Source organism: Klebsiella sp. BIGb0407 (assembly GCF_024807845.1).
Taxonomy (GTDB): domain Bacteria; phylum Pseudomonadota; class Gammaproteobacteria; order Enterobacterales; family Enterobacteriaceae; genus JGM124.
Genome location: NZ_JANUEQ010000001.1, coordinates 1,374,963 through 1,392,835 on the forward strand (window position 1 = coordinate 1,374,963; position 17,873 = coordinate 1,392,835).

Below are 17,873 nucleotides of genomic sequence, written 5' to 3' on the forward strand. Positions count from 1 at the left end.
ATACTGACCGGCGAGAGAAAACTGCTAATACATAGCAACATCCTGACCTAACATAAAACTGTTAAGCAATAGGCCTCATATTTAAATAGTTGAGATAAAAATTCAGATAAAAAACGCTCATTTATATACGATCACACAAAATGATTTTCTATCTGAAGTCATCGCTATGTAAATAATGACTGCCGCTAATATCAAAATTGCAGAAACTGATTATTTTCTTGAAGTTATAAATTCGATATAGTTCAGTTTAAATAATATGATTAAGTTAGTATAATGTTTAAACCTAACTGTCGAATTGTTAAAATATAGAGGTGCAATTTAAAAAATACCAAATAGATTCAATGACAGAGTCGTGCTAGTTCTTTTTCACTCAGTGAGGTTACTTTCATCACCGTATCGATATCTAAACCATGCTGTAACATATTACGCGCAACGTCTCGTTTACCTTGCTCTAAACCTTGCTCTCGGCCTTCTTCTCGGCCCTCTTCTCGGCCTTGTTCACGGCCTTTTTTTATTCCATTTTGTTCCAGTTGCTGGGCAATGGTCATAAGTTCCTCCTCATGCTGCGGTACTCGTCCTGCAAGATCACGGATAAAAGCCTCCGCATTTGCCGAATCACCTGCATGAATAATGTAATGGATAAGTGAAGCTATCTGGGATGATGAAAGATAACCCGCCAGTAAAATGGTGCTGAGTTTATCTGTTATTTCAGCAAGATCCCTTCGACGAATATGTTTCTGAAGTAGCGTCAGCGCCGCCATACTGCGATGCTGCATAATTTCGTCATCAGGGATCAGTGTGATATCTACTAATGGAAAGTCACTACTGTAGAGTTTTAGTGCCTGAGCGGGGTTGGTAAACTCCTGCAACCAGTTAGTAGAATAGGGGTAAGGCGTTCGTTTACCGGCGTAGAATAATACCGGTATTACCAGCGGTAGCTTTTTATGCCCTGCGTCGAGGTGACGTTGCATCGCCGCCACCGCATAACGTATCAGACGAAATGCCATATGTTTGTCAGGGGTGGACTGGTGTTCAATCAGGATATGCACGTATCCCTCGTCACCATCAGAGGTTCTCATGCTGTAAAGCACATCGCTGAAATACTGCCGCAGGTTATCTTCCACAAAGGAACTGCATTCCAGTTTCAGAGTACTCAGATCGCAAATATCTCGCAGTGCTGCGGGGAGATGAAGTTCAATAAAGTCACGAGCAATTTCCGGCTGTCTCAGGAACTGCTGGAATGTTGCATCATGCGGGGTAGGCGTGCTGTTTTTCCTTTTCATAGACCCTGGCTCGGCATTGATTCACAGGGATGCTATAACAATCAAATTATTACTAATACCAATAAACACTTTTGCTGATGCGTCTATTCCAGTATGCCAGCGGCACAGTATACCAGGCATACCGTTGTTCGATAGCCTGGTTCTGGCACTCAGAGGATACGATGTTACTGTCCCATACTTAAGCGCACTCGCTCCAGATCTTCAGGGGTATCAACCCCGACACCAGGAACTTCTTTAGCGACAGCGACATGGATCTTTTCGCCATGCCAGAGTACGCGGAGTTGTTCGAGCATTTCTATCTGCTCCAGCGGACTGGCAGACCAGCTGACATAGCGGCGGATAAATCCTGCCCGATAGCCGTAAATACCAATGTGGCGTAAAAAATGTGAGCCAATTTGTTCGCGGCTGTGCATAAAACGCTCGCGATCCCAGGGGATAGTCGCCCGGGAAAAATAGAGCGCATAGCCCTGGGCATCCATAACCACTTTTACGGCATTCGGATTAAACGCTTCTTCCGCCGTTGTGATGGGAACGGCCAGGGTAGCCATTCCCGCTTCACTGGCAGCGACGTTATCCGCAACCTGTTTAATGATGACCGGCGGGATCATTGGTTCATCCCCTTGGACGTTTACAATCACGGTATCATCGCTGAAGCCACATTTTTCGATAACTTCAGCCAGACGCTCAGTGCCCGACTGATGATCGGGGCTGGTCAGGCAAACTTCCCCGCCCGCAGCTTCGACGGCATGTGCTACATCGATATTGTCAGTCGCAACGATAATTCTGTCAGCGCCTGACTCACGTGCGCGCTCCAGCACATGAACAATCATCGGCTTACCGTTGATATCTTTAAGCGGTTTGCCCGGTAGACGCGTTGAGGCGAAGCGGGCAGGAATAATAGCGACAAAACTCATGGGTGGATCTCATCAGAAGTTAACGTCCGCGCTTCATTTTCCAGTAATACTGGGATACCGTCACGGACAGGAAAAGCCAGACCGTCAGGCTTACAAATAAGCTCTTGTTTATCGTGACTAAAATGAAGCTTCCCGTTGCATACAGGGCAAGCGATGATTTCAAGTAAACGACTTTCCATAACAACTCCTGAGGGTATTCTCACAATACCCATAAATATACCTAAATAATTCGAATTGCTGGTGAGGACAATTCTAAAATAGCGTTAAGTATGACCGGCATCACTATCCGGGATGATTTCCCAGCCCTGACCCCAGATGTCTCGAAAGGCATCAGGGGCTCCACTCAAACGAATAGATGAAGCTGACTGCCAGAGAGCAAATTCTGTCAGTGCTGCTTGTAACCCTGTTAATAAACCTGTCGTTACCTTTATACCTTCTTCGAGGTAAAGGTTAATGATTTCCAGCTCACCTTGTTTACGATGCATTTTGGCATCGGTTCTGCCAACCAGCAGCCCTTTATACAGTAAGGGTAAAACAAAGTAGCCATATTTACGTTTTTCTGCCGGGGTGTAACACTCCAGCCGATAGGAAAAATTAAATAATATCTCTGCTCTGCGTCTGTCCCAGACCACTGGGTCAAAGGGCGACAGCACCGTACAATGCGTTGCCTTTAACTTATTATTCCGGGCTTTTTCTAATAAAGAATAGGCGCTATGGTGTACCAGCATGGTGCCCAGAGTATCCACATCGACCTGGCATAATTTGTCAGACTCAAGTTGAGCCATGAGCCAGGATTTTAATGGGATATTTTTCAGACGATAGTAATCGGCCAGCCACTCCGGGCGAAAGATGCCTAAACTACGCGCGCTGTTATCCAGCATCAGTTGTTCAGCAGACTGTTGTTCGAGGCCATGCAAAGCATCATCCCACTCCGGCATGACACGCTCAGTCAGGTCATAGACTCGCTGAAAATTACGTCGTTCAATGACCATCAGTTTGCCTGCAGTAAATAAGCCTTCGAGATGTTTTTTTTGCGGCTTCCACGACCACCAGCCACTAACACCTTTACTCTGTGCGCTAAAGTCTGCAGAACGCACGGGCCCATTTTGCTCAATATGTTTCAGTAATTGTTCGATATCTGCGGCATGTTGCTGCATCCATTCCGGTCGATACTTCCAGCCCATTTTTTCTGGATTCAGCATCCGGTGACGAATCAGCTTAAAATCTTGCCTGGGCAAAAAGCAGGCTTCATGCGCCCAGTATTCAATCAATTCACCCTGTGCAAGTGCCTGATTAAGTAATTCTGGCGGGTAACATCCGAGACGGCTAAATAATACCAGGTAGGGGCTGCGCGCAACAATATTAATAGTATCAATCTGCAGCAGTGACATGCGGGAAATGATGTTATTAACGGCCTGAGGCCCGACGGGCAAGCAGGGTTTGTACAGTAACCCTTGAGCTGCAAGATGTATATTTCGAGCAGCTTGAAGCGAAATTGCTGGAATAGTCACCTGCCGCTCCCTGTCATTAGTAGCCCGCTACGCATTACATCAAACCTCACTTGACCAGTTTAACCAGCGAATCAAGTAAAGCGGTGGCTGCAGGTACATCAAGATGAGCATCGACCGGAAGATACCACCAGTCAGACTCGCTATTTGCATATCCACGATATTTGACCGCATCTTTTTCCGTCATCAGTAACGCCTGACCAGGTTGAACCAAAGCGTTAATTTCAGCTTTACTCAGCGCCTGATGATCGGCCAGAGCTACTGTTTTTACCGGCATAATGCCAGCGCTGGCAAGCGTATTAAAAAAGCGCGGTGGATGTCCGATACCGGCCATAGCGACGACATTGGAGAGTTGTTGCAATGGCAGACGCCTGCCACTCAAAAGATGAATAGCCTCACCAGGAATGAGCTGCATTGCTATTTCATTAGCGCCTGCCGTTCCGCCATTAACAATCACGGCATCAACCGTATCAAGACGGGCAGAACGTTCCCGCATCGGACCTGCTGGCAACCACCAGCCATTACCAAACCGCCGGACACCATCAATCACAACAATTTCTTTATCCCTTGCCAGGGCATAATGCTGTAAACCGTCATCGGTGATGATGATCTGCGGTGATGCTGATACGAGTAACGCCTCGACTGCGGCACTACGCTTTGGGGCAACGGCGACACCCGCCCCGGTACGCTGGTAGATAAGAACCGGTTCATCGCCCGCTTCTGCAGGCGAAGTGTCAGAAGTCAGCACCAAGGGATATGAGGCGGCTTTACCGCCATATCCACGTGATACTACACCGACCTTGATTCCACGCTGCTGGAGTTGCTCTACCAGCCAGATAACCACTGGCGTTTTACCATTACCTCCGGCTGTGAGATTACCCACCACTACCACCGGAATCGGTGCCCGCCAGGACTTACGTAGCCCCAGCTTATAAGAAAGGCGAATAACTCCGCTGATCAGGCCGTAAATCCAGGAAAAGGGAAGCAGCAGTAAATAAAGCCGCGACTTCCCCGACCAGATACGTTCAATCATGCGCCGAACTGCATTTTATGAAGCTGAGCATAGATGCCTGGTTGCGCCAGTAACTCTTTGTGAGAACCACGCTCAACGATACAGCCATCTTCCACCACCACAATTTCATCGGCTTTTTCGATAGTCGACAAACGGTGAGCAATCACCAGTGAGGTACGGTTTTTTTGCAATTCATCTAACGCAGCCTGGATCGCACGCTCGGACTCAGTATCCAGTGCAGAGGTGGCTTCGTCGAGAACAAGGATCGGGCTATCACGTAACAGAGCGCGAGCAATAGCAATACGCTGACGTTGTCCACCGGAGAGCATAACGCCATTCTCCCCTATCACGGTATCGAGGCCTTTTTCCATTTTATTGATAAAGTCCATCGCATGTGCCATACGTGCGGCTTTTTCAATATCTTCCCGTGAATACTGTTCAGTACGGGCATAGGCAATATTATTGGCGATAGTGTCATTGAACAGGTAAACATGCTGAGAAACCAGTGCTACCTGATTACGTAGCGAGGCCAGCGTGTAATCATTAATTCTATGACCATCTATCAGAATCTCACCCTGCTGGGCATCATAGAAACGCGTGATCAGACTGGCGATAGTTGATTTTCCTGAACCTGATCGACCAACCAGAGCAACGGTTTTTCCTGCCGGAATCACTAAGTTGACATCGCGCAGCGCTGGAATGTCACGGCCTGAATAGGTGAAGGTTACATTGCGGAACTCGACATCACCTTTAGAACGCTCGATCACAAGTTTACCGCTGTCTTCCTCCTGCTCAGAATCCAGAATAGCAAACAACGTCTGGCAAGCTGCCATTCCGCGCTGGAACTGCGCATTGACGTTAGTCAGTGATTTTAATGGCCGCATTAAAGCAATCATTGAAGAGAAAACAACGGTGATCGTCCCTGCGCTTAGCGTCTCCATCACACTCGGGAAGCTAGCAGCATACAAGACAAATGCCAGCGCCAGGGAAGCAATAAACTGAATCACTGGATCGGCAATTGATGATGCGGAGACCAGTTTCATTCCCTGCTGACGCATGCTATTACTGACTTTATCAAAACGTTTGGTTTCCACTTCCTGACCACCAAAAATCAGTACCTCTTTATGCCCTTTGAGCATCTGTTCCGCACTGGTGGTCACATGACCCATGGTGTTCTGCATATTTTTACTAATATTACGGAACCGCTTTGAAACAAAGCCAATCGCTAAAGAAACTATTGGTGCCAGCACGATGAGGATCAGAGAGAGCTGCCAGCTATACCAGAACATCAAGATAAACAAACCAATAATCGATGCCCCTTCACGTACGACTGTCACCAGCGCACCAGAAGAGGAAGAAGCAACTTGCTCTGAGTCATAGGTTATACGAGATAACAGAGTACCTGTAGATTGCTGGTCAAAGAAAGAGACCGGCATTCCCATCATATGACTAAACAAACGGCGACGCATATGCATCACCACTTTACCGGATACCCAGGAAATGCAGTACGACGAAACATAGCTCGTGATGCCACGTAATACCATCAAACCAATAACCACTAATGGCATCCACTTCAGAACCGCGGACTCCGTTTTACCAAAACCGTCATCCAGTAAAGGTTTAAGCAAAGACAGCATGAACGTATCGCTGGCTGCATTAAGTACTAATGCAACTGCTGCTACAATCAGACCTGTTCTGAAAGGAGAAATCATTGGCCAGAGGCGACGGAAAGTCTGCCATGTGGAAAGATCTTTATCGTTAAGCATTAAATCGAACCAGCCTTATATGAAATAGCCGTACATTCTACTCATTATCACCGATGACGCCAAACCACTGATGATACCAACGGGGCATTATTTGCTCCCGGAACCCAAAAACTTGCCATTTTTCATGGTCTATAGAGAGTGTCAGTTGACCTGAATGGGGCGTATCGTACCACTGGTAGCCGTTGTTTTGGTAACGATTGACTATCTTAGCTGAAGGCAATCGCCACTGATTATAGCGTGAGGTGGAGGCAAATGCCGCCTTACCCGCAACCGCTTTTAACAATGCTTCAGTCGATGATGTTCGGCTTCCATGATGAGGAACCTGGATAAAATCCGCCTTCAAGTCTATATTTTCTCGTCTCAGCATGGCGAATTCTGCACTCGCCTCCAAATCCCCCGTCAATAACAAGCGATGATAACCGTCACTCACGCTGACTACACACGAATTATTATTCCCTCGCAGACCCGCTGAAAGCGGCGGCCAGTGAACTTTAAACTGTAGCCCTTCCCACTCCCAGTTTATACCGCGATAACATGGCAGATGATTATCCCAGCCTAATGAACTCCGTATGCTCACCGGGGGCAACAAACGCTGTAAACTTTTTAATCCGCCGATATGATCCAGATGTTCATGACTCAAGACAATTCCATCCAGTGTCAGGTTGTGCCATTTCAGCCAGGGAATAATAGTTTGAATAGCCGCATCGCCCTTAGCCCATACGCCTCCGGTGTCATAAAGCAATACCCTTTGATTACGAATAAGTGCGACGGCTAAACCGTGCCCAATATCCAGCATGGTCATCTGCCATACAGCAGGCGGCATTACAGAGCGTTGATGGCCAAGAGTGACTGACGTTACGGCGACCAGTAAAGCGGCTTTATAATGCTTCCAGGCTCCAGTACGCCAGCACACTACGCTAATCCAGCCGAAAAAACTTAAGCATAGCATCCGCTTTTCAACCCCAAGCCAGCCATTGGGTAAGGATGCCAACAACTGGAACAGAATAGCCAGTACTCTGTCAGCTACCTGCCAGAGATATTCTCCCGCCATTGAAACATCATTCAGAAATAATGCAGCAATCAGCAAGGGAACAATGATAAAAGAGACCAGTGGAACAGCAAATAAATTCGCCACCAGGGCACTGAGGCTGATGCCATGAAAAATTTGAATCTGTAATGGCAGCAGCAATAACATGATACCTGCCTGCAAATGCAGTAGTTGTACCGGATAGCGCAGATACCAGCCCCACCTTCTGACAACACCAGGCAAAGGTACCCACTGATACCAAAAAATCAGTACTGCTACCGCCAAAGCAGAAAGACAAAAACTGTCCGATAACAGTACCAGTGGATTATGAAAGAGTAGCCCTGCAATACAAAATAACCAGACATCCCATGATGACCATTTTCGGCCACTGATACGTAGTGAAGACCAGATTATCAACGCGAACATCGCACGTAATGCAGGCGGATTACTTCCTGATAACCAAGTATAACCTGCAGCGATGACGAGTGCGAAAAACAGCGGAAAACGAAAACCAATGAGATATGCAGGCATCACTATCTGACAGGCCCTGCCGATTAACCACCCTAGTCCGGCAGCCAGAGAGATATGCATCCCTGAAATGGCCATAAGATGTGCTGTACCGGTCTGATTAAGTAACTGTTTATGTTGTTCAGGCATCTCACTCCTGTCACCAAACAGGAGTGCCATCATAATGGCTTGCATAGGTAAGCGGTCAGTATGGCGTTGTACCGCAGACATCCACTGGGATTGCAGACTACAACTGTCAGAGAGAGTCTGAGCCGTTATTATCCGACCGCTAAATAAAAAACCCTGTGCGAGATAAAACCGCTGACTATCAAAGTTACCTTCATTTAACTGCCCATGCAGTGGGCGCAGTTTAACCGTGACTTGCAGATGCTGGCCTGCACATGCCGGAGCAGGTAACCCTGAACCATAAATACGTACTCCCGGCTGAGGGAACAGCAACCGACCAAACAGGCTTACTATCTTAGCTTCGTGATATTGCCGGCCATCACTTTTGACGATGACTATTTCAGCATTCACGGGGGTTGCCGGTATTTGCTGAAAAAAAGCCAGACTCTGAGCGGCTGACAAACAACCCCAGCAAAAGAAAAGGATAATCAGCCCAGCCTGACGAACAATTACTTTTTGGGCGGAGAGTAAGGCCAAAGCGATACCGAGCAGAGCTACTAACCAGACCAGGGAAGGAATAGCGGGAAGCCACAATAACGGAAGAAGTCCGGTAATGAGCGTCAGACAGACAGTTCTCAGCATAAACACACTCTTTTTACTCGCAGAGTCAAAAGCGTGCACGTTTAATAAACAGAAGTCTGGCGTAAAAAAAACGTTATGCGGCAGGCTGTCAGCAGATATTGATCATTTTCTGTGGGATATCATAGGTACGGATAGCAGTTCGCAATTCTTAACTTACAGGCAAAAAAAAACGACACCCTTGGGTATCGTTTTTCGCTGTAGTTAATACCGAAGCATTAATTACCGTAGAGATTGGCACGGTCGCGTAACTCTTTACCTGGCTTAAAGTGCGGAACATATTTACCTTCCAGCGAAACTTTATCACCTGTTTTTGGGTTACGACCGGTGCGAGGTGCGCGATAGTGTAAGGAAAAACTGCCGAAACCTCGGATTTCAATACGTTCACCTTGGGCGAGCGTAGAGGCCATATGTTCCAGCATCTCTTTAACTGCATCTTCCACAGACTTTGCTGGAATATGCGAGTGCTGGGTTGCAAGTCTTTCGATCAATTCTGACTTGGTCATGATTCCTCCAGTTTTATTAAATAAACTTACAGCTACCAATCGAACCAGGGCGACCAAAGTCGCCCTGTTATCTACTTTGCAAAAATATGCGGTAGATTATTCGCCTTTAGCTGCTTTAAATGCTTCAGCCATAGCGCTAGAGAAGTTGCTTTCTTCTGGTTTGTTATTAACAGAAGCAATAGCATCTTTCTCGTCAGCTTCGTCTTTAGCACGTACAGACAGACTAACGATACGGTTTTTGCGATCAACACCGGTGAATTTAGCTTCAACATCGTCGCCAACATTCAGAACCAGAGTTGCATCTTCAACGCGGTCACGTGACGCTTCGGAAGCACGCAGGTAGCCTTCAACGCCATCAGCCAGTTCAACTGTAGCACCTTTAGCATCAACTGCGGTCACTTTACCGTTAACGATAGTGCCTTTTTTGTTTACTGCAACATAGTTGTTGAACGGATCTTCAGCCAGTTGCTTAACGCCCAGGGAGATACGCTCGCGCTCTGCGTCAACTTGCAGAACAACAGCGGCGATTTCATCACCTTTTTTGTATTCACGTACTGCTTCTTCGCCTGTAACGTTCCAGGAGATATCAGACAGGTGAACCAGGCCGTCGATTCCACCGTCCAGGCCGATGAAGATACCAAAGTCAGTGATTGACTTGATTTTACCTTCAACGCGATCGCCTTTATTGTGGGTCTCAGCAAACAGCTGCCATGGGTTAGATTTACACTGCTTCAGACCCAGGGAGATACGACGACGTTCTTCGTCGATATCCAGAACCATAACTTCCACTACATCACCAACGTTAACAACTTTGGATGGGTGGATGTTTTTGTTGGTCCAATCCATTTCAGACACGTGTACCAGGCCTTCTACGCCTTCTTCGATTTCTACGAAGCAGCCGTAATCAGTCAGGTTAGTCACGCGACCAGTCAGTTTGGTACCCTCTGGATAACGTTTAGCGATAGCAACCCATGGATCTTCGCCCAGCTGTTTCAGGCCGAGGGAAACACGAGTACGCTCACGGTCAAATTTCAGAACTTTAACAGTGATTTCATCGCCAACATTCACGATTTCGCTTGGATGCTTAACGCGTTTCCATGCCATATCAGTGATGTGCAGCAGGCCGTCTACGCCACCCAAGTCAACGAATGCACCGTAGTCAGTAAGGTTCTTAACGATACCTTTAACTTCCATGCCTTCTTGCAGGTTTTCAAGCAGCTGATCACGTTCTGCACTGTTCTCAGACTCGATAACCGCACGACGAGAAACAACAACGTTGTTGCGCTTCTGATCAAGCTTGATAACTTTAAACTCAAGCTCTTTGCCTTCCAAATGCAGAGTGTCACGGACCGGACGAACATCTACCAGTGAACCTGGCAGGAACGCACGAATACCGTTCAGCTCAACAGTGAAGCCGCCCTTGACTTTGCCGTTAATAACACCGGTAACAGTTTCAGCGTCTTCGTAAGCTTTTTCCAGCGTGATCCAAGCTTCATGACGTTTAGCTTTCTCGCGGGACAGCAGGGTTTCACCGAAGCCGTCTTCTACTGCATCCAGAGCAACGTCAACTTCGTCACCAACCTGGATTTCCAGTTCGCCCTGGGCGTTTTTGAACTGCTCAGCCGGAATGGCGGACTCAGATTTCAGACCGGCGTCAACCAGTACGATATCTTTGTCGATAGCAACAACAACACCACGAACGATAGAACCCGGGCGGGTTTCGATTTCTTTCAGGGACTCTTCAAATAGTTGAGCAAAAGATTCAGTCATATTGATAATCTTCAGGATTCTTCAATTTAACGTCCATCTAGCATCATGCCGGATGGGGTTGTTTCACATGCCTGCACACAATCCTTTGCAGCAGGTTATTGGTATTGGTCGTTATTTCAAACGAGCGCCAGTTTACTCCTGGCGTATTCTAGCGATTTTTCAATCACTTGCTCAATGCTCATACCGGTAGAATCCAGTATTAAGGCATCCTGAGCAGGCACTAATGGCGCAACAGGACGGTTACGATCTCTATCGTCCCTGTCCTTTATCTCCACCAAAAGGCGCTCAAAGTTAACACTAATGCCTTGTTCCTGCAACTGTCGCATGCGTCTGTCAGCACGTTCTTCCGCTGAGGCATCGAGAAAAATCTTGACCGGCGCGTCCGGAAATACCACCGTCCCCATGTCCCGGCCGTCTGCAATCAAGCCGGGTAAATCGCGGAATGCGCGCTGGCGACGCAGCAAAGCCTCACGCACTCTTGGGAAGGCGGCTATCTTTGATGCAGCTTCAGCGACATCCTGGGTGCGAATTTCAGCGCTGACATCTTCACCTTCCAGAATCGTCCCCACCTGAGTCTCTGTTGAAACAAAACGAACATCCAGATGGGCGGCAAGCGGAACCAGCGCCTCTTCAGACTGGGTATCGACATGATGATGTAACGCTGCTAATGCCAGCACACGATATATAGCACCAGAGTCGAGCAAATGCCACTGCAGCGCTTTAGCCATAGCCTTACAAAGCGTGCCCTTACCTGCACCACTCGGACCATCAATCGTTATCACTGGGGCAATAGCCGTCATCATTTTTTCCTTTCGCCAGACTTGCAGAATATCAACTCAGGGTATTATAGCGTTGCAATCACCAAAATCGTTACTTTTCCTCGCAAATATCCTGGTAAAGTCAATCACATGCCGAAGAATTACACGATACGGATCAGGATAAAAACGAAAAATACTGAACAGAGTGCAACTTACAGAGGTTCATCGTGAAAAACTAAAAAGGGAAATGGCAAAACGCCATTTCCCTTTGTTCTCTGATTCGGATAACTGACTCACGCCAGAGTGCTGATCCCAGCCAGTTGTTCAAAATAATCCGGGAATGTTTTCGCGGTACATTTCGGGTCAAGAATCGTCACCGGGGTATCTGAAAATGCCACCAGCGAGAAACACATCGCCATGCGGTGGTCATTATAAGTACCAATTTCAGCAAACTTCAGCTGAGCAGGTGGTTTGACGGTAATGTAGTCTTCCCCCTCTTCAACTTCAGCGCCAACTTTACGTAACTCAATGGCCATAGCGCTCAGGCGATCGGTCTCTTTCACCCGCCAGTTATAGATATTGCGCAGTGTGGTGGTGCCTTTAGCGAACAGTGCAGCGGTAGCAATCGTCATAGCGGCATCAGGAATATGGTTCATATCCATATCAATAGCGTTCAGCTCACCACGTTCGCAGGCAATAAAGTCCTCGCCCCAGGTAATTTTAGCACCCATTTTTTCCAGCACATCGGCAAAACGGATATCACCCTGAACGCTGTTACGGCCAATACCTGTTACCGTCACTTTGCCACCTTTAATGGCGCCAGCAGCAAGAAAATAGGACGCAGAAGAGGCATCGCCCTCGACCAGATAAGCGCCAGGTGACTGGTATTGCTGGCCGCCTTTAACCACAAAACTCTGGTAATCACGGTTTTCAATAGTGATACCAAAAGTATTCATCAAATGCAGCGTGATATCGATATAAGGTTTAGAAACCAAGTCACCCTTAATGGTGATTTCGGTATCCTGCGGTGCCAGTGGTGCAGTCATTAACAGTGCGGTGAGGAACTGGCTTGATACGCTGCCATCAACCGTCACTTTTCCACCAATAAAACCACCGCGCAGATGAATTGGCGGGTAGTCAGTTTGTTCCAGGTAGTCAATTTGCGCGCCACCCTGGCGCAGGGCATCCACCAGATGACCAATCGGACGTTCTTTCATCCGCGGTTCACCCGTGAGCACAATATTATTGCTGCCAAGGCACAGAGCCGCCGCTAATGGACGCATTGCGGTACCGGCATTACCTAAGAATAATTCATGTTCGCCCGCAACCTGCAAAGGTCCGCCGACACCGACGACTTCACAACGCGTACGATCGGCGGAAAGCGTATAAGTGACACCCAGTGTGCTTAGCGCATTGAGCATATGTCGGACATCATCGCTGTCCAGCAAATTGGTCAGCACCGTGGTGCCATTCGCCAAGGCTGCCAGCAGCAATGCGCGATTCGAAACGCTCTTTGAACCAGGAAGATTAATGGTTCCGTCAACCAGACTGATAGGTTGTAATGTCAGGGATTCCAGCATGGACAAAATACTCTCAATACAGACAGAATAAAAACCCCGTAGGTCCGTATACGGGGTCAGATGCGATTAGCCTCGACGGCGTTCGAAGTCTACCATGAAGTCGGTCAGGGCTTTTACACCTTCCAGCGGCATCGCGTTATAAATGGATGCGCGCATCCCGCCCGCAACGCGGTGACCTTTCAGAGCATGCAGACCGGCAGCGAAGGACTCTTCAAGGAACAGTTTATCCAGAGAGTTATCTGCCAGCTGGAATGGCACGTTCATACGTGAACGATTGCTCGCAGCCACATCATTACGATAAAAATCGCTGTTATCAATCACGCCGTAGAGTAAGTCTGCTTTGGCCTGGTTGATTTTATCCATCGCAGCAACGCCGCCCTGCTCTTTCAGCCATTTAAAGACCAGACCAGAAAGGTACCAGGCAAAAGTCGGTGGCGTATTGAACATGGAGTCATTCTGATCAAGAACAGAATAATCCAGGATGGAAGGACAGGACTGATGAGCTTTACCCAATAAGTCTTCCCGGACAATCACCAGCGTCAGGCCAGCAGGACCAATGTTCTTCTGGGCTCCGGCATAAATCACACCAAAACGACTGATATCCAGTGGGCGCGAAAGAATAGTGGAAGAAAAGTCTGCCGCTACGACGGTATCACCGAAGTCAGGTGTTTCATCGATAGAAATACCGTCGATGGTTTCATTCGGGCAGTAATGCACAAATGCGCTGTTCTCAGAAACCTGCCAGTCACGCATTGGTTTAATTGCGCGCTTACCGTCAACCAGGATCTTCACATCATGGGCAACCGGCTGACAATATTTCTTCGCCTCTTTAATGGCACTGGCAGCCCAGTAACCGCCATCAAAATAATCTGCGGTGGTTTTATCGCCCAGCAGATTTAACGGAACGCCAGCAAATTGTCCGCGTCCGCCGCCATGACAGAATAGAATTTTATAGTTAGAGGGGATTTGCAACAAATCGCGCAGATCTTGTGCCGACTCTTCGGCAACCTTAATGAACTCTTTACTACGGTGGCTGATTTCCATCACCGAGGTGCCTAAACCTTGCCAGTCACATAATTCCTGCTGTGCACGACGAAGCACTTCGGTTGGTAGCATTGCTGGCCCGGAACTAAAATTGTATATCTGTGTCATTTCCCCTCACTACGCCTCGAACAATAAGTTTCTGTCAACTTATCGGTTTTATCACTCACCGATAGCTGGATGCAACGGTTAATCCGTAGCAAGGACAGAATCCAACAATAACCCAACCATACAATATCCCGACAAGCTAAAAAACGGCCCGATTTATGGCGGCAAAACAGCAACCTGCCCCCCTGAGAACCCTATAACCTCCCGGGATAAAACCGCAATGCCTGTAATACGAAAAAGCGACATTTCTTTACGTTTCAGTTAGCGCTTAACACCGTCCAAGAGGATAGCGTCGTCGCAGTAAAACACGTATTATCGTGCTCCTTGCGTACCACCTATAGTGAAAGTCATGACCCAAACCTTTATTCCTGGCAAAGATGCCGCTCTGGAAGACTCGATTGCCCGTTTCCAGAAACAACTGACTGACCTTGGTTTTAACATTGAAGAAGCCTCATGGCTGAATCCTGTTCCTAATGTCTGGTCAGTACATATTCGCGACAAAGATTGTCCTTTGTGCTTCACCAACGGTAAAGGTGCCACTAAAAAAGCGGCCCTGGCTTCTGCATTGGGTGAGTATTTCGAACGCCTTTCAACTAACTATTTCTTCGCTGATTTCTGGTTAGGTAATGCCATCGCTAACGGTGATTTCGTGCATTATCCAAACGAGAAATGGTTCCCCATTCCGGAAGATGAGCAATTGCCTGCAGGTATTCTCGATGACTACCTGACGGCATTTTACGATCCGGAGCAAGAGTTAACCGCCGGTATGCTGGTTGACCTACAGTCAGGGAATGAAGAGCGCGGTATCTGTGCCCTGCCATTCACCCGTCAGTCAGATCAAAATACCGTTTATATTCCAATGAATATTGTCGGTAACCTGTACGTATCTAACGGTATGTCCGCGGGTAACACGGCAAATGAAGCACGCGTTCAGGGCTTATCTGAAGTCTTCGAGCGCCATATTAAAAATCGTATTATTGCTGAAAGTATCAGCCTGCCAGAGATCCCTGCTGAAGTGCTGGCACGCTATCCGGGTGTGCTGGATGCTATCAACACTCTGGAAGCTGAAGGTTTCCCGATCCTTTCCTATGATGCTTCTCTGGGCGGAAAATATCCGGTTATCTGTGTCGTGTTGTTTAACCCGGCAAACGGAACCTGTTTTGCATCATTTGGTGCTCATCCTGATTTTGGTGTGGCGCTTGAGCGTACCGTTACCGAGTTGCTGCAAGGCCGTGGTCTCAAGGACTTGGATGTGTTTACTCCACCAACCTTTGATGATGAAGAAGTCGCCGAACATACCAACCTGGAAACTCACTTCATTGACTCAAGCGGTTTGATTTCCTGGGATACGTTCAAACAGGATGCCGATTATCCGTTCGTAGACTGGAGCTTCTCTGGTACTACCGAGCAAGAATTTGCCACCCTGATGGCCATCTTCAATGCCGAAGGAAAAGAAGTCTATATCGCGGATTATCAGCACCTTGATGTCTATGCCTGCCGTATTATCGTGCCAGGCATGTCAGATATTTACCCTGCTGAAGATCTGTTGCTGGCCAATAACAATATGGGCAGCCATCTGCGTGAAACTCTGTTGTCTCTGCCAGGCAGCGAAGCCACACCTGAAGAGTATCTCAATCTGATATCGCTGCTGGATGAAGAAGGTCATGATGACTTTACCCGAGTACGTGAGCTGCTGGGTCTGGCAACCGGTAAAGATAATGGCTGGTATACTCTGCGTATCGGCGAGCTAAAAGCCATGCTGGCTCTGGCCGGTGGTGACTTAGAACAAGCCCTGATCTGGACTGAATGGACTATCGAATTTAACTCGTCTATTTTCAGCCCGGAGCGCGCTAACTACTATCGCTGCCTGCAAACCCTGCTGCTGCTGTCTCAGGAAGAAGAACGTGAGCCATTGCAATATCATCACGCCTTCACCCGCATGTACGGGCCCGAAGCAGTAGAGGCCGCCGGTGCAGCTATCAGCGGCGAGGAGCCCTTCTATGGCCTGCAACCCGTTGATGATGAACTGCTTGCCTTCCCAGCACATCAGGCGCTGTTAAAAGCTTATGAGAAGTTACAGCGTGCGAAAGCGCGTTACTGGCAAAAGAACTAACAGGCTGTCGCTTTCAGGCGAGCCTGCCCATATATACTTGGCCAGAGAATCTTGATGAATGCCAGAACGCGCCGCGTTCTGGCATTTTTCTTACCCGCTTACAGATTTTATCCGCCCCGCACCGATCCGCGCCATACGACATCAGCCTGATACAGCAGCGTGTGATGTTCTTGTTCCCTCTGTGGTACTGAGCCTGCTTCACTCTGTCCGACCTCTGTCAGCCATTTCACCGCGTCACGGGCAAAAATATCCACCGGTTGCGCGAAAGTGGTCAGGTTGTAGGAAGCCCATCCCGCCTGCGGAATGTTGTCATACCCTATAACACATAAATCTTCTGGTATCCGCAGCGAAAAACGTAGCCTGGCTTCATCCATAAAACCGCAAGCCACTAAGTCTGTGACACAAAATACCGCATCCGGCCGCTGATGACGGGTAAGTAAACGCTGGGCGAGCAGTTGTCCACTTTCATACGATGTGTTTCCCATACGCTCAACCGTAACGGTTAACCCAGCCCGCTCTGCCGCTGCAACAAATGCCGATTCACGTTTCATCAGGCTCGGTGTGCCAGCCAGAGAGTTGGCAAACGCCAAATGCTGACAACCGGCACGCTGAAACGCCATGACGGCAGTTTCCGCCTCACGCATGGCATCCAGATTAATGCTAAGTGAACCAGGCAGAGTCTCATCGCGATTAATTAAAATAATGCTCTGGCCGTGTTTATAACACTGCTGTGTAATGGCGCTGTCCGGCATTCCGGAAAGAATAATAGAGGCATCAGCACGAAAGTTAATTGCCTGTTGCAGGGCACCAGATACGCTGTTATCGGAGCGATCGGTGTTAATCACCATCGCCACTTTTCCTGCATCCTGCAAAAACTGTGTTAATCGGCTCAGCAGCATTGCGCGATAAGGTGTGGCGATTTCAGACACAATCAGGCAGACAATACCGCTGCGATTACGTACCAATCCTCGCGCCAGATGGTTTACATGATAGCCCAGTTCCTGAGCAGCTTTCATCACCCGAGCCCGGGTCGCTTCCGATACGCTGGCACCCGGCGTATAGGTACGGGACACCGCCGATCGTGACACTCCAGCTCGGTTAGCCACGTCCTGCGCACTCACCACCGTTTTATCATTTTGCATACCACTTTCCTCTGTGCCTTCATGGCGAACAACGAGTTTGCCTCAAATTGCAACGCTGTGCAATTTTATCGGC

General features: G+C 48.1%; 14 protein-coding genes. 1 reads left to right on the forward strand and 13 read right to left on the reverse strand.

What is annotated here, in order from left to right:
• Positions 1 to 338: 338 nt before the first annotated feature.
• The 12 genes from M2387_RS06400 to serC all read right to left on the reverse strand — a co-directional run bounded on the left by M2387_RS06400 (position 339) and on the right by serC (position 14,548).
• Positions 339 to 1,283, reverse strand: coding sequence for an Rpn family recombination-promoting nuclease/putative transposase (locus M2387_RS06400; RefSeq protein ID WP_259047957.1), 945 nt, complete (start codon positions 1,281 to 1,283; stop codon positions 339 to 341).
• A gap of 164 nt (positions 1,284 to 1,447) precedes the next feature.
• Entirely contained in the window at positions 1,448 to 2,197 is a 750-nt protein-coding gene (gene kdsB, locus M2387_RS06405) for a 3-deoxy-manno-octulosonate cytidylyltransferase (RefSeq protein WP_259047958.1), read from the reverse strand.
• The gene (locus tag M2387_RS06410) at positions 2,194 to 2,376 is read right to left on the reverse strand and encodes a Trm112 family protein (protein ID WP_259047960.1); all 183 of its coding nucleotides are present in this window, start codon (positions 2,374 to 2,376) and stop codon (positions 2,194 to 2,196) included. The genes kdsB and M2387_RS06410 overlap by 4 nt, the downstream gene beginning before the upstream one ends.
• 84 nt (positions 2,377 to 2,460) lie before the next feature.
• Positions 2,461 to 3,708: a winged helix-turn-helix domain-containing protein gene (locus M2387_RS06415; protein WP_259047961.1), complete on the reverse strand. Its 1,248-nt coding sequence runs from the start codon at positions 3,706 to 3,708 to the stop codon at positions 2,461 to 2,463.
• 46 nt (positions 3,709 to 3,754) lie between these two features.
• A complete protein-coding gene (gene lpxK, locus M2387_RS06420) occupies positions 3,755 to 4,738 on the reverse strand; it encodes a tetraacyldisaccharide 4'-kinase (protein WP_259047962.1) in 984 nt (327 codons plus the stop codon).
• Entirely contained in the window at positions 4,735 to 6,483 is a 1,749-nt protein-coding gene (gene msbA, locus M2387_RS06425; protein ID WP_259047964.1) for a lipid A ABC transporter ATP-binding protein/permease MsbA, read from the reverse strand. The genes lpxK and msbA overlap by 4 nt, the downstream gene beginning before the upstream one ends.
• 37 nt (positions 6,484 to 6,520) lie before the next feature.
• Positions 6,521 to 8,785 (reverse strand): DNA internalization-related competence protein ComEC/Rec2, encoded by a 2,265-nt coding sequence (locus M2387_RS06430; protein ID WP_259047966.1) that lies wholly within the window; start codon positions 8,783 to 8,785, stop codon positions 6,521 to 6,523.
• 215 nt (positions 8,786 to 9,000) lie between these two features.
• Complete coding sequence (gene ihfB, locus M2387_RS06435; protein ID WP_259047969.1) at positions 9,001 to 9,288, reverse strand: integration host factor subunit beta; 288 nt, start codon at positions 9,286 to 9,288, stop codon at positions 9,001 to 9,003.
• 96 nt (positions 9,289 to 9,384) lie between these two features.
• On the reverse strand, positions 9,385 to 11,058 hold the full coding sequence (gene rpsA, locus M2387_RS06440) for a 30S ribosomal protein S1 (protein WP_259047972.1): 1,674 nt from the start codon (positions 11,056 to 11,058) through the stop codon (positions 9,385 to 9,387).
• Positions 11,059 to 11,174: 116 nt separating this feature from the next.
• Positions 11,175 to 11,858 carry a (d)CMP kinase gene (gene cmk, locus M2387_RS06445; protein WP_259048326.1) on the reverse strand — a complete coding sequence of 228 codons (684 nt, stop codon included), beginning with the start codon at positions 11,856 to 11,858 and terminating at the stop codon, positions 11,175 to 11,177.
• Between the two features lie 251 nt (positions 11,859 to 12,109).
• On the reverse strand, positions 12,110 to 13,393 hold the full coding sequence (gene aroA, locus M2387_RS06450) for a 3-phosphoshikimate 1-carboxyvinyltransferase (RefSeq protein ID WP_259048327.1): 1,284 nt from the start codon (positions 13,391 to 13,393) through the stop codon (positions 12,110 to 12,112).
• 69 nt (positions 13,394 to 13,462) lie between these two features.
• Positions 13,463 to 14,548 carry a 3-phosphoserine/phosphohydroxythreonine transaminase gene (gene serC, locus M2387_RS06455; RefSeq protein ID WP_259047973.1) on the reverse strand — a complete coding sequence of 362 codons (1,086 nt, stop codon included), beginning with the start codon at positions 14,546 to 14,548 and terminating at the stop codon, positions 13,463 to 13,465.
• 346 nt (positions 14,549 to 14,894) lie between these two features.
• On the opposite strand from serC, the gene ycaO reads away from it, so the two are divergent.
• Positions 14,895 to 16,658 (forward strand): 30S ribosomal protein S12 methylthiotransferase accessory factor YcaO, encoded by a 1,764-nt coding sequence (gene ycaO, locus M2387_RS06460; protein ID WP_259047975.1) that lies wholly within the window; start codon positions 14,895 to 14,897, stop codon positions 16,656 to 16,658.
• 107 nt (positions 16,659 to 16,765) lie between these two features.
• Here ycaO and M2387_RS06465 read toward each other — a convergent pair whose 3' ends face one another.
• Complete coding sequence (locus M2387_RS06465; RefSeq protein WP_259047977.1) at positions 16,766 to 17,800, reverse strand: LacI family DNA-binding transcriptional regulator; 1,035 nt, start codon at positions 17,798 to 17,800, stop codon at positions 16,766 to 16,768.
• Positions 17,801 to 17,873 lie beyond the last annotated feature (73 nt).

Excerpts from the sequence above, each read along its gene's own strand:
- M2387_RS06400 (WP_259047957.1), bottom strand. The coding sequence starts at position 1,283 with ATGAAAAGGAAAAACAGCACGCCTACCCCGCATGATGCAACATTCCAG.
- kdsB (WP_259047958.1), bottom strand. The coding sequence starts at position 2,197 with ATGAGTTTTGTCGCTATTATTCCTGCCCGCTTCGCCTCAACGCGTCTA.
- M2387_RS06410 (WP_259047960.1), bottom strand. The coding sequence starts at position 2,376 with ATGGAAAGTCGTTTACTTGAAATCATCGCTTGCCCTGTATGCAACGGG.
- lpxK (WP_259047962.1), bottom strand. The coding sequence starts at position 4,738 with ATGATTGAACGTATCTGGTCGGGGAAGTCGCGGCTTTATTTACTGCTG.
- msbA (WP_259047964.1), bottom strand. The coding sequence starts at position 6,483 with ATGCTTAACGATAAAGATCTTTCCACATGGCAGACTTTCCGTCGCCTC.
- M2387_RS06430 (WP_259047966.1), bottom strand. The coding sequence starts at position 8,785 with ATGCTGAGAACTGTCTGTCTGACGCTCATTACCGGACTTCTTCCGTTA.
- ihfB (WP_259047969.1), bottom strand. The coding sequence starts at position 9,288 with ATGACCAAGTCAGAATTGATCGAAAGACTTGCAACCCAGCACTCGCAT.
- rpsA (WP_259047972.1), bottom strand. The coding sequence starts at position 11,058 with ATGACTGAATCTTTTGCTCAACTATTTGAAGAGTCCCTGAAAGAAATC.
- cmk (WP_259048326.1), bottom strand. The coding sequence starts at position 11,858 with ATGACGGCTATTGCCCCAGTGATAACGATTGATGGTCCGAGTGGTGCA.
- serC (WP_259047973.1), bottom strand. The coding sequence starts at position 14,548 with ATGACACAGATATACAATTTTAGTTCCGGGCCAGCAATGCTACCAACC.
- ycaO (WP_259047975.1), top strand. The coding sequence starts at position 14,895 with ATGACCCAAACCTTTATTCCTGGCAAAGATGCCGCTCTGGAAGACTCG.
- M2387_RS06465 (WP_259047977.1), bottom strand. The coding sequence starts at position 17,800 with ATGCAAAATGATAAAACGGTGGTGAGTGCGCAGGACGTGGCTAACCGA.